The following is a 15,729-nucleotide window of genomic DNA, read 5'->3' as shown; positions in this document are numbered from 1 at the left end:
ATAGAGTTAGGGTACAGACAAGAAGTTGACACTAAGAAAAGCGTCCTTTTATTGTCAGTAAAAATGACAAAGCCCGCTTAATTGGCGGGCTTGAAATAGAAATGAGAGCGCTAGCGCTGCAGATTATATTTGCGCATTTTCTCAACCAACGTTGTGCGTCGCATGCCCAACATGTCAGCGGCTCTTGCTACCACACCACCTTGTGCTTCTAGTGCTTGGCTGATCATGTTCACTTCTAGATCGGCCAATAACTCTTTCAAGTTCACCCCTTCTGGCGGTAAACCTTGAGGCGCATTCACGTTGTGGTCAAGATCATTCTGATCGTCAAAACTGAAGTTTTCAGAAAAAATATCTTGGAAGACATCACGCTCTTGCTCTTCAACTGAAATAAACGGGTTACTTTCTGGTTGGAATTCCGGAATATCACTGTAACGATATTTGGTGGGCAGGTGATTCACATCTACTAAACTATTTGGGTACAAGATAACCATACGCTCAACCAGATTAGCAAGCTCGCGCACATTACCCGGCCAATGGTGTTCCATTAAAGAGTTGATTGCACGAGGTGTAAAACATATTGGTTGACCGCCTTCCGCTTCCAGACGAGTCATCAGCTCTTGGAGTAATAACGGAATGTCTTGCTTACGCTCTTTCAGCGCTGGCATCTCAATTGGAAAAACATTAAGGCGGTAGAAGAGATCTTCTCTAAATATACCGTCTTCGATCATGTTTTCTAGATTACGGTGCGTCGCGGCCACAACACGAACATTGACTTTAATCGTCGTATTACCACCAACGCGCTCAAAGCATCGCTCTTGCAGTACACGCAGCAATTTGACTTGCATAGGCATTGGCATGTCGCCAATCTCATCTAAGAAAATAGTGCCGCCTTCAGCGAGTTCAAAACGCCCTTTACGAGAAGTTAACGCCCCAGTAAAGGCCCCTTTCTCATGGCCAAACAGCTCACTTTCTAATAGCTCTGCCGGAATCGCACCACAGTTAATTGGAACAAACGGACCATTACGATACTTAGAATGGTAATGAATGTTACGTGCAACCACTTCTTTACCCGTGCCAGACTCACCTAAGATCAATACACTCGCATCAGTCCCTGACACCTGTTCAATCAAATGACGGACTTCTTGAATACCGCGGCTTTGACCGACAAGGCTACGGAAAAGGGTATTCTTGCGCGTGCAAGCAACCAGACTCTCCCCTTTGCGGCCAAGGAAGTCCTTACAGTGACGTAATGCTTCGCTCAGTTGCGGGTAGTTAAGAGGTTGCTCTAATTCACCAACAAAGTTTGGTAAGTCATCGACGGGGAAGGAGAAAGAGTCCATGACAAGAAGTGGAATATGGTGCGCTTGTTTGAGGTAGGACATTAATGTTGTCGAAGCCCAACCAGCAGAAATATTGCTAACAATACAACCAGCCCAAACACCAGACCAATCGAGTTCGCCTAACTGCTCCGAGCTAACAGCTTCGCAACTTTCTCCAACAAATTCCAATATATTGCTTATTGCTAAACGATTCTGAACATCGTCATCAATGATAAGCAGCTTTGCCAAACCTTGCATAAGTAAGAATGATTGCCTTTGTATCAGGTACGTTGCGGCCAAACCTTGATTTGCGTAATTGATAAACAGAAAGGAGGGACTGCGCTCAATTAACGATAGATAAATAGGGAAATTAGCAACAAAAAAAAGCCATTAGGGCCATTAATGATTTCTATTTTATTTGAATAAAAAAATAAGGCAACCAAGCAATATCGAGGTGTGAGCTTGGTTGTAACTTTATTCACTACATGACTTTGCCATCCGTCAAAAACAACGCTTTATTCGAGATGGCTAAATACCCACCTCAGCGGCGGTCAAGTTGTGGTATTCCGCCGGAATTTGATCCCAAGCTGATTTAATTTCACGAATGATATCAATGACATCATCAATGGGTTGAGGGTCATTTTTATGGTTCGCCGCAGAAATCTGCGTGATCATAAACTCATAAAGTGCGTCCAAGTTAGATGCAATCTCGCCGCCATCTTGCATTGAAAGACAGCTACGAAGAGAAATAATAATATCCAAGGCTTTACCAAGGCGCTCGCCTTTTGCTGGAATGTTACCAGCCAGCATTGCCGCTTTGCCTTGAATAAGGCGTTCAATCGCACCTGCCATCAGCATTTGGATGACTTTGTGCGGAGAAGCCGCACTCAGCTGGCTGTCGACTGATACCTTTTTGTATGCTTGCAAAGAACCGCGCATAGTATTCCTCTTTTAAATAAATTTTTTGTACTGCTGAAGCGAACGTTGACCATAACGGAACTTATAAAGCTCTTTACCGACATTTGAGGTTTCCGATTGCATCTGCTCAACAATTTTTTTAGTGCGAGTCAGCAAGTCTTGCCACTCGAGTCCCTGCTTCTCTAATGGGTTGCTCTGAACCATTACTAACAGGTCTTGTAATAAGCGTTCTCTGATATCGACCAAACGAAGAATTTCTTCAGCATTAAAGTCAACTTTTTCTAGCTCTTGCGTAATTAGTTGATCGATGTCAGCAATTTCTCTAAGTTCATTTTGCATCTATTAACCCAGCACGTTCATCAATGCCCCGATCTGGCCTTGCATTTTGCCAGTGGCATCTTGCATAGCGGCAAACTTAGCATGGGTGCGTTTTTCTAAACCTTCCATACGGCGATCCAATGCCGCTTGGTCATCATTCAGCCGGTAGTTCAGCTCGGTTAGGCTCTTTTCTCGAGTGCGGATACTACCGGTGATGCCCGTAATACCATGAATGGCTTCTTCCACTTGTTTTGCAAAGCCGGAATTACCACCGAAAAACTTCTCAAGCTCGTTAAAGTTGTTATTCAACTGGCGATCCAGCATGTCATAGTTGATTTCAAGCGTGCCCTGACGTGTGGTGGTGATACCAAACTCCGTCAATGACTTTAAATTTTCCGGCGCTTTATCGATCGCGGTGGAGAATACCGACTTCAACCTTGCATCAGCACTGCGGACCGTACTGTCCCCAGCCAACGGGCCTCGCTGACCCGTTGTCGGATCGACACTCGCTAAGGCTTTCGAAGTCTGATAGAAGTTGTTGTAAGCTGCAACGAAAGTTTCAATATCGCTTCGCACACTTTGGCGATCATATTCCACCCCAATTTCTGATGGCGGCTTACCAACTTCGGATTTGCCTTTCAGAGTTAAGTTCACCCCTTCAATCGCATTTTCAATCACGTTGTTGTGGCTAGAAAGCTGGGCAATACCATCTAGCATCACCAGAGAATCCTGACCTGCTTGAACTTGCGTCATGCCTGAATAAGCTTCAAATGATTTCTGTGCTTGTGCAATTTTTGCTTCTGCGACATCGATTTTTTCTAAGCGTTCACGTTCTTCTGGTTTTAGCTTGGAACGATGAATCTCTTTGGCTTGTTCTTCGGTTAACTCACCGCGCTCAACCTTTTGATCCAGCTGTTGCTTTTCAGCGGCAATTTTCTGCTCGATTTCTGCTTTTTCTTGTACGAGCTGCTGTTGAGCTTCTTTCGTGGTAACGTAAGAATCGGTCAATGTACCAGATGCGGTATTGTTCCAACCTGGCACATCTGGCGCTTTAGCAATCGCCGCTTCATCCAGTTCTAACTCTGGTGGGCGATAAGAATCAAGCAATGTGCCTGATGCCGTTTCGGTCCACCCCGGGATGCTGTCTTGTGAACGCATGCTTGCGCGTTGATTGGCTTTGTCGATGGCTTCTTGCCCCGCTTTTGCCGCGGCGGCACCGGCTGCAGAGATCGGTTCATCCGTTACATCATCTTGTGCATTCTCTGCCGCTTTTTGTTCTTCAGGAGGTATAGAATTGCCGTCTGCATCGGTTGGTTGTTCTGGTTCTTTGAGAGGCCCTAACACTGCTTCTGCCGCTTCACGAGCTTCTTCAAGCGCATTCACGCGGTCTTCCAGTGTCTTGTATTCGAAACGTTTCAGAGGATTACCAACTTCGGCATCGACACTGACTTTAAGTTGGTTGTCCTTGCCTGGCAGGTTTGAAGTAAGGATCAGGCGCGGCCCTTCTACATCGTTAATTAGGGAAGCACGAACACCAGGGTTATCTTTGGCACTGTTAATTCCACGCACGACCTCGACGAGCTTATAGCTAGAGCGGACATTAACGTCGAAGGCGTCATCGCCAAGAGAAATCTGCAGCTTACCAGGTCCAAACTTTGCGTCTTCTGGCAAAACGTCAGAAGCGACTTTGTGGCTCTGTGCAAGCTGCAACACATCGATAGCATACTTACCAGCGATAGCATCAGTAGTTGCAGTGGCGGATACGATGTTGTCATTTGTAGTCTCTACCGTGCGAGCGGCGAAGGCTTTCTCCTGACGAAAATTCATCATGAGACTTTTCATCGTATCTAACGATTCTCTGAGTCTGCCATAAGCGCTGATGCTGGCGTCAATACTTGTACGCTCATTGTTAATACTTTGCTGTTTTGGTACACGCTCTGCATCCACAATTTTGCTGACCATGGAATTGATATCCATGCCACCAGACATCCCCAAAGGGCTTAAACTCATCAAATCACCTCAAAAACGACTTACACCTTTTCAACTAACAATCCGCTGTTAGCTGTGTGCTCAGCTAGACGACGCAATACCACGAGCATTTCTTCATCAGGAATTTGACGTATCACATCACCCGTTGTGGCTTCGTAAATCGTCACTACGTCTCGCCCAGATTCTTCATCCACACGAAAAGAGACTCCTTTATTCATGGAACTCACAAATTCATTCATCTGTGCGACCATTTTTTCACGTTCTTCTCTGTTCAGCTCTTGGCGACTTCCCGCCATTTCTAATGCAGCTTGAACAGAGAGATCATGTGCGGCCCTCTTCGCTTTATCCGGCGAAAGATGGCCATTCGAATTTGCTGTGCTAGGCGTGTCTATGCCATTGCCATTTTTAATTGCAACTTTTGTGCCATTCGGCGTAGCGTAAGGCTGGATGTTCGATGCATAAGAGGATATTTCCATCACAGTCTCCCTTCCACCTTATGGGCTAACGAATAGGTCTATCACTTTGGTGAATTAATCACTAAGCAGGAGTCGACCCGATTAACCCAACAAGCTTAGCGCTGCAGATGGAGACTGCTTTGCTTGAGCCAAGATTGAAGTACTTGCTTGCTGAAGAATTTGTGACTTAGTCATTGCTGTCGTTTCCTTCGCGTAATCAGTATCTTTAATACGGCTGTTAGATGCATTAACGTTCTCGTTAATGTTGTCTAAGTTACTGATTGCATGGTCAAAACGATTTTGGAACGCACCAAGAGACGCACGTTGGCTGTCTACTGATTTTAGTGCGCCATCGATGATAGCAACCGCTTCTTGAGAACCCGCTACAGTGGTAACATCGATATCTTTAACCGTAACGTCTTTTGCTTTGCCAAAACCAATTTCACCCGCTAGGTTGCCAGAGAACTCAACGTCACCCGTTACTTTTTGAGAAGCAGCAAATACTTGTAGCTTACCGTCTTCACCAACAGACGCTTTTACGTCTTCGCTTTGACCGTTGATGTAAGTCGCTAGCTGTTCGATATCATCGCCTTGCTTTGCGTTGATCGTCAGTTCTTTCTCTTCACCAAGCTTAGTGGTGTACTTCATGCTTAGTTCAGTTTTTTCACCAACTGTCCAAGACGCATCTTTACCCTCTTCTGCTGCGTAGCTCTTACCACCCATTGTAGAAGTATCAGAACGCAAGTTACCCATAGTCAGCATGACTGCTTCACCTGAGTCCGCACCGATTTGGAAAGATTGAGTACCGTAAGTACCGTTAAGAAGTTTGTTACCACCAAAAGAGGTGGTTTCAGCGATACGGTTTAATTCATCATTAAGCGCTGTGACTTCTTCTTGAATCGCTACGCGTTCTGATTTTGAGTTTGAACCGTTCGCAGATTGCAGCGATAGGTCACGCATACGTTGTAGGATGTTGGTAGACTCATTCATTGCACCTTCAGCTACTTGTGCAATAGAAATGCCGTCGTTCGCATTTTTTACCGCCATGTCTAGGCCACGGCTTTGCGCGTTCAAACGGTTAGAAATTTGTAGACCTGCAGCATCATCTTTCGCGCTATTGATTTTATAACCCGAAGACAAACGCTCCATTGATTTTTGTTGACCTTCAGCCGCTTGGTTTAGGTAACGCTGTGCGGTCATCGCAGAAACGTTAGTATTAACGTTAATCGCCATAGTTGATCTCCTTAAGGCTTTGATTGATGCACCGTCGTGTCTCTCACCTCACTTAGGTACATCTTATTTCTCTCAATCCCTTTAACGGCGATCAATCCATATCCTTTAGACAAAAAATTTATTTTTTTGTGATTATTTTCTGTCACTTACTGAAGTGTGATGCAGCTCAAACAGCCCTAGCTCACAAAAGAAATACTCACTCTGTGTTCAAGCAGAAAATACCCAGCCGAAGCTGGGTTTACTCGCTCATCTCTCACCACGAGCGAATGGGGTTCTCTTACTGGGCAAATTAGCCTAGTAGACTTAACGCTGAGTTTGGCGCTTGTTTCGCTTGCGCAAGGATAGAGCTTGACGCTTGCGATAAAATTTGTGACTTAGTCATTTGAGTCGTTTCTTTTGCGAAGTCGGTATCTTTGATACGGCTCTTCGACGCATTCACGTTCTCATTGATGTTGTCTAGGTTGTTGATTGCGTGATTGAAACGGTTTTGGAAAGCACCTAGCTCTGCACGGTGGCTGTCTACGTATTTTAGTGCCGCATCAATGATAGCCACAGATTCCTGCGCACCACCAACGGATGTTACGTCAATCGTATCTACTGTTACGTTCTTCGCTTCACCGAAGCCTAGCTCACCAGATAGGGCGCCAGAGAAAGACACTTCACCGTCAACTTTGTTGTTACCCGCAAAAAATTGCAGTTTACCGTCTTGGTCTACTGATGCTTTTACTAGGTCAGTTTGGCCGTTGATGTAGGTTGCTAGCTCTTCGATGTCATCGCCCGCTTTCGCGTTGATGTTGATTTCTTGCTCTTGACCAAAGCTGTCTTTTAGGCTGATTTTAAGGTCGTTTTTACCCTCAGCTACATTCCAGTTTTTGTCTTTACCGTTTTCTGCTTGGTAGCTCAAGCCACCCATCATTTTGTTGTCTGAACGCATGTCTTTCAGCTCAAGCATCACTGCTTCGCCGTTGTCTGCACCGATTTGGAAAGACTTAGAACCATGCGTGCCGTTTAGTAGCTTGTTGCCACCAAAAGAAGTAGTTTCAGCGATACGGTTGAGCTCGTCGTTTAGTGCCGTTACTTCTTCTTGAATCGCAACACGCTCTGCTTTTGAGTTTGAGCCGTTTGCCGATTGTAGAGAAAGATCACGCATGCGTTGCAGAATGTTGGTTGTCTCATTCATTGCACCTTCAGCCGTTTGTGCAATAGAGATGCCGTCGTTCGCGTTACGAACCGCCACATCAAGACCACGACTTTGTACATTCAAGCGGTTCGAAATTTGAAGACCCGCAGCGTCATCTTTTGCGCTGTTGATTTTTGAACCTGAAGACAAACGTTCCATTGACGTTTGTTGTGCTGAGTTTGCGCTATTTAGGTAACGCTGAGCGGTCATTGCTGATACGTTTGTGTTTACATTCACTGCCATGGTGATTTCTCCAATTGATTTTCCGATGGTGCGGTTTCCGACGTCTCGGAAAACCAAGTAGTTCTCTCAAAGTTATTTTTATTAACGGCGCAGTTCATGGTTTCTTTAGGAAAAGTTTAAGATTTTTTTGAAAATAATTTGTTTGGCAGGCAAATCGTGATGAAGCGGATAAAAAAGCAAAGAAACGTTCTTTTTTTGCTAAAGCTTCGTTTGGAATTGTCGATACAGGCTGTTTCGCGTAGAAATCACGTCACGTAATTTATTAACCCAGTAGCGTAAGTGCTAGGTTTGGCGCCTGTTTTGCTTGTGCAAGAATCGTGGTGCTGACTTGTTGCAAGATCTGCTGCTTCACCATGTGCGTGGTTTCTTTGGCGTAGTCGGTATCTTGAATGCGGCTGTTCGAGGTGGCGAGATTCTCGTGAATGTTATCCAGATTACTGATCGCATGAATAAAGCGGTTTTGATACGCACCTAACTCTGCGCGATTGGTGTCTACATACTTCATAGCCGTATCTAACACCGCAACCGCCTGTTGTGCTCCCCCTACAGAAGTAATGTCGAGACTATCGACCGCGTCGTAACTTTTTAGCTGCAAACCCAGTTCACTTGCTAAATCACCAGAAAAAGCAATTGTGCCCGACGTTTCTGCACCTGCCATAAAGAGTTGCAACTGCCCTTGTTCATTCACGGATGCTGTGACTTTATCCGTTTGACCATTAATATACGTAGCAAGCTCTTCAATATCATCGCCTGCTTTCGCATTGATTTGAATGGATTCTGTTTCACCCAAGCGGTTAGTGAATGACATGCTCAGTTCAATAGCACCGTCTTTTACCTTCCAATCAGAACTTGTACGCCCATTCGCGACGTAACTAAAGCCGCCCATCTCGATACCATCGGTACGCATCGACTTCAATTCAACCTGAACCGCCTCACCAGAAGCAGCGCCAATTTGAAACGATGATTGACCGAAACTGCCATTAAGTAGTTTGCGCCCACCAAAGGATGTCGTTTCTGCAATGCGGTTTAACTCATCGTTCAATGCGGTGACTTCTTCTTGCAGCGCAGTACGCTCCGCCTGGCTGTTTGAGCCATTGGCCGACTGAAGCGACAAATCACGCATACGTTGCATGATGTTGGTCACTTCATTCATCGCGCCTTCCGCAGTTTGCATGATGGAGATGCCATCGTTCGCATTACGCACCGCGACATCTATACCGCGCATTTGTGATTGCAAGCGGTTAGAAATTTGTAGACCCGCAGCGTCATCTTTTGCGCTGTTAATACGCCTCCCTGAAGACAAACGCTCCATGGATTGGTTCAGCATGTCCGTTGCACTGGTCAAATGACGCTGTGCGACAAGCGCTGCCACATTGGTATTAACAGTGATCACCACGAATAAAGGGTCCAAAATTAAGGCTTTGTATGTTTATCGACCACATTCAGCAAAGGTTTAGTGATTTTTTAAAAGTAAATAGAACAAAGAAAAATGGAAAACAAAAGCCCTCCGAGATGGAGGGCTTGAAAAGCGTTGAAGAGTATTACTTAACTGCCAATTCCGCTAGCATTACTTGTGAAGGAGCGAAGAAGTAAGCACCTGTTACCGCTTTAGTAAAACGAAGCAGTTGGTCAGTCTTACCATCCGTCACACCGTACATGCTTTCAAGCATCACTTTGATGTTGTGGATAGTGTTGCAGTAAGAGATGAACAGAAGACCATGTGCGCCAGTCGCGGTACCGTATGGCAAGCTGTGACGAACAATCTTAAGGCCCTTGCCTTCTTCTTTAATGTCTACACGACCAACGTGTGATGCCGCTGGTACGTCTTCTAGTTCAACAGAATCTGGTTTAGTACGACCAATCACTTTCTCTTGAGCAGAGACACTCAGACGGTTCCATGCTGGAAGATTGTGTTCAAAGCGCTGCACCATCACGTAACTACCGCCAGCGAACGCGCCATCTTTGATCAAGGCAACATCTGCACGAGCGTCGCCTTTCGGGTTTTCTGTTCCGTCGATAAAGTCTGTCATGTCACGAGCATCTAGGTAACGGTAGCCGTATGTCTCATCAACAACGGTTACGTCTTCGGCAGTATCAACTAGGAACTTACGCAGAACGTAGAAGTGCAAGTCGTGACGTGTGGAGTGACAGTGGATCAGAACATCGACGTCTGTGGCTGGTGCGATGATGTCGCCTTCTCCTAACTGACGGAAATCAATCAACTCGTCTGGCATTTGCATGTTTAGGTGCTGCCAGAAAGCCTTAGTGAATGCGATAGAAATCGTTAGATCTGCACCTGGTTGATTCGCATTGAGCTCGTTGACTAACTCAGGTAGCGCTTTTAGTTTTGCCAAAACATTTTCACGGTTTTGGTTCACCTTTAACTGAGTGTAAAGTGCAAATGGTCCTGCTTCAGGCACAATCGCCGTTTGAGCTTGTGGCATTGAGATATCCTCTTTATTGCCCCGTACGGGAAATTTTTGTTCTTAATTTTTTGATGGCTGTCCTTCATTGTGCTCAAATTGTGGCACATAGAAGCAGTCTTTCACCCATCTTCCATTTAGTAGATAGATCACAAACCAAGTTAACAAGGTAATCGTGAGCGCATTCGCCCAATTAAATACACCGTGTTCGAGGTAGACATGATACATGGTCTGAGCCAATTGAATACCGCACAAGATCAAAGTCATAGCACGACCATGTTGTGTAATTTGATTCACCCAACCTCGGTCTGGATAGCGCAAACCCATCAACCACATCAATAACAAGCTAGGAATACCCATCAATAGCCCGAGATATAACGTATTAGAGTCAGGGTAAACAATCGCTAATATTTTGCTACCACTATCTCTGCTCACTCCTGCCAAGGCAAACACCACCCAAGAGCGCGCTAGGAACATCCAACCCAGCCATAACAGAATTGGCGCTTTCAAAAATCCATGAGCATCGTATTGATCAAATGAGTAACGCACAATATTGTCTTCTTTGCTTTCGGAAAAGCGTCACTTTAACCGATCGGCTTAGAACTTCAACATTCCAATTTCGAGAACGAAAGTTCATTTCATCCTATTTGGCAGGTAAACTGACTTCAAATGACAAGTGACGTAGAAAAAGCCATGAAAAAGAGAAATACAGCAGCGCCAGCCCCTTCCCAAGAAACGCAAGCCGAAGCGATGAAAGTGGCTAAGGCGACGCAAAAGCCAGGTCAAACCAAAGAACAGACCAAACTGATCGCACAGGGTATTGAGAAGGGCATCGCACTTTACAAAAAACAACAAAAAGAACGCAATCGACAAGCCGACAGAGCAAAGAAGATGCAGCAGAAAGAGAAGCAGCGTCGACGTGAACAGGTAACAGCGCAAGAGGAAGTGGTTACCAATATGCCACAACACAAACCCTCCGTGTTACCTTGGGCTCTGTTGGTTCTGAGTTGGATTGGTTTCGCAACTTACATCTTGATAGGGAGATAATGTGTTTCGTACTGTTATGATTGGGGGTATCATTTTAACGCTTCTTGGCTGCAGCACCCCAAAAAACCAGCCTTATGAGCAAAGCCAAGACGTTGAGATTCGCATCGACAGCCAGTTTAATCCTAAACAATGCGAGTATTTAGGCGAGATCACTGGCAGTGAGGGTCATTGGTACAGCTACCTATTTTTTACCAATGACGCCATGATGCAAGGTGCGATGAACGATTTGAAAAACAATGCGGCATCCATTCAAGCCGATACTGTGTTTATGCTCTCACCGCAAGATTTTGTCACTTCATTTAGCGTGCTAGGCACCGCCTACCGCTGCCAATAAACCTATCTAAAAAGTAAAAAAGCCAGCAATTGCTGGCTTACGCACGAAATCCAAGACTGCTAGCGATATCACCTTCCCGCTCAAGAACCCATTGACTATCAAAAGGCCCCCAATCTGAAAGCTGGTAATAGCCATCATTATGACGTCGGCCATCTTGAACGAAGATAAGTTCGATGCCGATCCCCGGTAATGCCTTGAGTACATCTTGAATAGTACGACGAGGCCACCCCGTTCTTTCGATCAATTTTGGTACATTTGGTCTTTCTAGGTTTTCCACCAACAAGGCCAAATATAGCCGCCTTGCAAAAACAGGACTCAATTCCATTTAAACCTCCTAAAATTGTGCCGATTCATTATTTCCTTTTTGCTCAGGGAGATGTTGCGTTTGATCAATAACTCGACTTTTCCATCCCCTTTAAAGCCGCATTTTTATTCGACACCTTGCTTAACGACGAGGGTTTGAACAAAATCTATTCATTCTGCACTATATAAGACAGCATTATTCACCGCTTGATTTTGTCTGTTTGGTTGCTTCTTGGTAGGATGCTGCAACAGCCCAAAATCATGCAAAAGTGGCGACACATAACAGCCATCTATGTATGAAGAATTCAGAGAAAGGAAATAATATGACGATCACCATGTTCGGCATCCCAAACTGCGACACGATTAAAAAAGCCAAAAAATGGCTAGAAGCACAAGATCTAGCATTTGATTTTCACGACTACCGCAAACAAGGTGTCGATGCCGCAATGGTGACGGCGTTCTGCAACACTTTAGGTTGGGAACAAGTTCTAAACAAACGTGGCACAACTTACCGTCAACTGACTCAAGAACAAAAAAATACACTTAACCAAGAAAACGCAATTGCGCTTTTGGTAGAAAACCCAGCAATGATTAAGCGCCCTATCTTGAAAGTGGCAGACCAACTCCATATCGGTTTCAAAGCAGACCAATACGCGACCATTTTTAACTCTTAATGTAAGGAATACTCAAGGATGACAGACAGTCCAGTATTGGCACTTGCTAAAGACCTGATCAGCCGCCAGTCCGTAACGCCTGAAGATGCAGGCTGTCAGGATGTAATGATCGAACGCCTAAAAGCGCTTGGTTTTGAAATCGAGGTCATGGTATTCGAAGACACCACAAACTTCTGGGCTCGCCGTGGTACAGAAGCACCATTGTTCGCTTTCGCAGGCCACACTGACGTAGTCCCTGCGGGCAAATTAGAACAGTGGGGTACACCGCCATTCGAACCAACCATTATCGATGGTTACCTTCATGGGCGCGGCGCAGCAGACATGAAAGGCTCATTGGCTTGCATGGTTGTGGCTGTGGAACGCTTTATAACAGAAAACCCAGACCACAAGGGCTCTATCGGTTTTTTGATCACATCAGATGAAGAAGGCCCTTTCATCAACGGTACGGTTCGAGTGGTTGAAACTCTGATGGAACGTGGTGAGAACATCGACATGTGTATCGTTGGCGAACCTTCTAGTACAGAAATCGTGGGTGATGTGGTAAAAAATGGTCGCCGAGGGTCTATCACTGGCGATCTTACTGTCAATGGAACACAAGGCCACGTAGCCTACCCTCACCTAGCAAACAACCCTGTTCACCAATCTCTGATGGCAATTCATGAACTCGCGACAACAGAGTGGGATCAAGGTAATGATTACTTCCCACCAACAAGCTTCCAGATCCCGAACGTTTCGGCTGGTACGGGCGCATCTAACGTGATCCCAGGTGAGTTTAACGTTCAGTTCAACCTACGCTTTAGCACCGAACTGAACAACGAAGTGATTGTTCAACGCGTGACTGATACCTTGAACAAACATGACTTGAACTACGATCTAAAATGGACATTCAATGGCGACCCATTCCTAACCGACACTGGCGCACTACTTGATGCGGTGGTTGCCGCCGTCGATGAAGTGAACTACACCAAACCAGCACTGCTCACCACTGGCGGCACTTCGGACGGTCGTTTTATCGCGCGCATGGGCGGCCAAGTCGTTGAACTTGGTCCCGTGAATGCCACGATTCACAAAGTGAACGAGTGCGTGAGAGTTGACGATCTAGAGAAGTTGACTGACATGTATGAGAAAACGCTCAAGCACTTGCTCGCAAAGTAGCTAAGCAATGAAGTGACACAATTAACGAGAACACCATGACACCAGCGCAACTTACCGGAACAACAGATTCTCACCTTACATCCATACTGGTGGGCCAAAAGGCATTTTTGCTGCACCCAGAAGTAGTGGATGATTTGCTCAAAATGATTGAAGCTGCAACCAAAGCCGGTTTTAAGATGGAAATTGCCAGCGGCTTTCGCGACTTCAACCGTCAAAAAAGCATCTGGAACGGTAAGTTTGCTGGTGAGTTAACGATCCTAGATTCCAATTCCCAGCCTTTAAACAAGGCGGAACTCAGTGATGAAGAAAAGCTGATGGCAATTCTTCGCTGGTCTGCCCTACCCGGTGGCAGCCGACATCATTGGGGCTGTGATTTTGATGTTTATGCTCGTAACTTGTTGCCACCAAACACCACGTTACAACTGGAACCCTGGGAGTTCTTGGAAGGCCACCAGCTCACTTTTTATCAATGGTTAGCAGCAAATCTAGAGCGGTTTGGCTTCTACTTCCCCTACCAGCAAGATTTGGGGGGCGTCGCTATTGAGCCTTGGCACATCAGCCATAAAACAGTAGCACAGCAATGCTTAACAGGTATGACGTCAGATCTACTGAAAAATCAGTTAATCCAGCAGAATCAGATCGACCCCATTGCAGGGATTGAAGTCATCATGAATAATTTGGATAAGATCATAGCTCGATTTATTCACAATATCACATCGTCGGAGGCACTATGTTAGAACTGCTTACCAACCCTTGGGTGATCATCATCGTGGTGTTGAGTGTGGTCTTTGGTAATATTGCCGCGCTGAAATACACCGCGAACATGAAGTTAGGTCAAATGGACAAAAGTCGAAAAAACGACTTAGACAAACTGAATAAGCTCGATAAAGAACGCTATGGTCACGATGACCAAACAGACGAGAAAAAGGACAAATCTCGTTAATGCCGTTGAGTAAGCCAAGTCATTCTCGCTGAACCAAGCACTTTGAGGTTACTTAGGTATAATTCCACCAAGTTGAATAATTAAAAAGGACCGGTTGGTCCCTTTTATATCAATATTTCTAGCCGTTTGTTGCTGTTAAAACGACTCGATCACTCTTCCACAACCGCTGCCAATACTGGTGTTAGTGACTTCAAGAACTCTGCCTCTACTGGCTTACCAGAAGAATCCGTAATGTTGATTGAAGTTCGGTTACCTAAATCACCAAGTAGGAAGATGTATTTACCCGGGCTTAAATCAATCGGTTTAACACCAATTTCATTCCAGAACTCATCATCTGGCGAAGCATATCGAGCCGTAACCGTACCTTGTGACTGGCTGCGCTCTTCAATATCAAAACCAAGCTTCGGCAAAATATCAGGCACACGCTGCCATAATACATTGTATTGCGCACGAGCAATAATCACTGGCAGACCGCTGCGATCTTTACCCATGGTAATTGGAATGTGCTTAACAAGTTCTTGAGCTTTACGTTGTGCCTCTTCACGAACGTGCTGATCGTAACGCGCCGTTACCAAGTTCGTCATAAACACGTTGTAACGCTCACGGTTAGTATGTGTTACTTCTTTCTCTTGGTTACCCTCACGCCAGTCAATCAAGCTGACTTTAAAACCATGGCGACCATTCGCCGCATCTGCTCGCGTGATTTCGTATCGGCTACCAATTTCCACATCTTCATCCGGAGAGTTCCACGTCACCCACCCCGTCTCAATGCGAAAATCTGTTTGGTTTTCAACCGGGATCTTATTTTCGGCAACCATATCTTGCACGGTTTGCCACACTTTATCTAACTCGTCTTTTCGCAGCAGCCAAAGTGTTACCTCACCATTATCACTGCGCTCAAGACGAGCTCCTGGGATCAACTCTAACACTTGCTGTGGAGGACGAATATCAACCGATTTACCAACACCACCCACATAATTCCCTTGAGGGATCTGATAATTTGGGTAGAACTGCGGTTGCGCATCTACTGGTACACTCCACTCATCCAAAGCTGGGGTGTTCAGATACTCGAAATCATCCTTTGCTTGACGACGTTGGTTGGCACCACCTGAGCAGGCAGTCAATACGAATACAGCTAGTGAGCTTAACACTAACTGGCTTGAAAGCTTCATTTATACTCCTAAAACACTGAGGG

General features: G+C 45.5%; 18 protein-coding genes. 6 read left to right on the top strand and 12 right to left on the bottom strand.

Annotated features, from left to right (window positions below; all coding sequences use genetic code 11):
- Positions 1-110: 110 nt before the first annotated feature.
- The 10 genes from AK965_RS11605 to AK965_RS11555 all read right to left on the bottom strand — a co-directional run bounded on the left by AK965_RS11605 (position 111) and on the right by AK965_RS11555 (position 10,627).
- Positions 111-1,577, bottom strand: coding sequence for a sigma-54 dependent transcriptional regulator (locus AK965_RS11605; RefSeq protein WP_099079762.1), 1,467 nt, complete (start codon positions 1,575-1,577; stop codon positions 111-113).
- Between the two features lie 270 nt (positions 1,578-1,847).
- Positions 1,848-2,258, bottom strand: coding sequence for a flagellar export chaperone FliS (fliS, locus tag AK965_RS11600; RefSeq protein WP_099079761.1), 411 nt, complete (start codon positions 2,256-2,258; stop codon positions 1,848-1,850).
- Positions 2,259-2,270: 12 nt separating this feature from the next.
- A complete protein-coding gene (locus AK965_RS11595; protein WP_099079760.1) occupies positions 2,271-2,576 on the bottom strand; it encodes a flagellar protein FliT in 306 nt (101 codons plus the stop codon).
- 3 nt (positions 2,577-2,579) lie between these two features.
- Positions 2,580-4,565 (bottom strand): flagellar filament capping protein FliD, encoded by a 1,986-nt coding sequence (gene fliD, locus AK965_RS11590; protein WP_099079759.1) that lies wholly within the window; start codon positions 4,563-4,565, stop codon positions 2,580-2,582.
- 20 nt (positions 4,566-4,585) lie between these two features.
- A complete protein-coding gene (gene flaG, locus AK965_RS11585) occupies positions 4,586-5,020 on the bottom strand; it encodes a flagellar protein FlaG (protein ID WP_099079758.1) in 435 nt (144 codons plus the stop codon).
- 81 nt (positions 5,021-5,101) lie between these two features.
- Positions 5,102-6,232, bottom strand: coding sequence for a flagellin (locus AK965_RS11580; RefSeq protein ID WP_099079757.1), 1,131 nt, complete (start codon positions 6,230-6,232; stop codon positions 5,102-5,104).
- 289 nt (positions 6,233-6,521) lie between these two features.
- Entirely contained in the window at positions 6,522-7,655 is a 1,134-nt protein-coding gene (locus tag AK965_RS11575; RefSeq protein WP_099079756.1) for a flagellin, read from the bottom strand.
- Positions 7,656-7,917: 262 nt separating this feature from the next.
- Positions 7,918-9,051, bottom strand: coding sequence for a flagellin (locus tag AK965_RS11565; RefSeq protein ID WP_099079755.1), 1,134 nt, complete (start codon positions 9,049-9,051; stop codon positions 7,918-7,920).
- Positions 9,052-9,196: 145 nt separating this feature from the next.
- The gene (locus tag AK965_RS11560) at positions 9,197-10,099 is read right to left on the bottom strand and encodes a Dyp-type peroxidase (protein WP_099079754.1); all 903 of its coding nucleotides are present in this window, start codon (positions 10,097-10,099) and stop codon (positions 9,197-9,199) included.
- A gap of 42 nt (positions 10,100-10,141) precedes the next feature.
- Positions 10,142-10,627, bottom strand: coding sequence for a DUF2919 domain-containing protein (locus tag AK965_RS11555; protein ID WP_099079753.1), 486 nt, complete (start codon positions 10,625-10,627; stop codon positions 10,142-10,144).
- A gap of 144 nt (positions 10,628-10,771) precedes the next feature.
- Between AK965_RS11555 and AK965_RS11550 the strand changes: the two genes are divergently transcribed.
- On the top strand, positions 10,772-11,125 hold the full coding sequence (locus tag AK965_RS11550) for a DUF2956 domain-containing protein (protein WP_099079810.1): 354 nt from the start codon (positions 10,772-10,774) through the stop codon (positions 11,123-11,125).
- 1 nt (position 11,126) lies between these two features.
- Positions 11,127-11,459, top strand: coding sequence for a DUF4156 domain-containing protein (locus AK965_RS11545; RefSeq protein ID WP_099079752.1), 333 nt, complete (start codon positions 11,127-11,129; stop codon positions 11,457-11,459).
- 37 nt (positions 11,460-11,496) lie between these two features.
- On the opposite strand, the gene AK965_RS11540 is transcribed toward AK965_RS11545, so the two are convergent.
- Entirely contained in the window at positions 11,497-11,784 is a 288-nt protein-coding gene (locus tag AK965_RS11540) for a helix-turn-helix domain-containing protein (RefSeq protein WP_005445349.1), read from the bottom strand.
- Positions 11,785-12,085: 301 nt separating this feature from the next.
- On the opposite strand from AK965_RS11540, the gene AK965_RS11530 reads away from it, so the two are divergent.
- From AK965_RS11530 to AK965_RS11515, 4 genes are read left to right on the top strand one after another with little or no spacing between them, the layout of a single operon-like run.
- Positions 12,086-12,436 carry an ArsC family reductase gene (locus tag AK965_RS11530; RefSeq protein WP_099079751.1) on the top strand — a complete coding sequence of 117 codons (351 nt, stop codon included), beginning with the start codon at positions 12,086-12,088 and terminating at the stop codon, positions 12,434-12,436.
- An 18-nt stretch (positions 12,437-12,454) separates the two neighbouring features.
- Positions 12,455-13,591, top strand: a complete 1,137-nt coding sequence (gene dapE / locus AK965_RS11525) for a succinyl-diaminopimelate desuccinylase (protein WP_099079750.1) — start codon at positions 12,455-12,457, stop codon at positions 13,589-13,591.
- 35 nt (positions 13,592-13,626) lie between these two features.
- Positions 13,627-14,328: a M15 family metallopeptidase gene (locus AK965_RS11520; RefSeq protein WP_099079749.1), complete on the top strand. Its 702-nt coding sequence runs from the start codon at positions 13,627-13,629 to the stop codon at positions 14,326-14,328.
- Complete coding sequence (locus AK965_RS11515) at positions 14,322-14,534, top strand: DUF2897 family protein (RefSeq protein WP_099079748.1); 213 nt, start codon at positions 14,322-14,324, stop codon at positions 14,532-14,534. Before AK965_RS11520 ends, AK965_RS11515 begins: the two co-directional genes overlap by 7 nt.
- Positions 14,535-14,683: 149 nt before the next feature.
- Here the strand turns inward: AK965_RS11515 and bamC are convergent, their stop codons facing one another.
- Positions 14,684-15,706, bottom strand: coding sequence for an outer membrane protein assembly factor BamC (gene bamC, locus AK965_RS11510; RefSeq protein ID WP_099079747.1), 1,023 nt, complete (start codon positions 15,704-15,706; stop codon positions 14,684-14,686).
- Positions 15,707-15,729: the final 23 nt, after the last annotated feature.

Origin of the sequence: Vibrio sp. PID17_43, from assembly GCF_002608565.1 — a bacterium.
Classification (GTDB): Bacteria; Pseudomonadota; Gammaproteobacteria; order Enterobacterales; family Vibrionaceae; genus Vibrio.
This window is presented reverse-complemented; position numbering and strand designations above follow the sequence as displayed.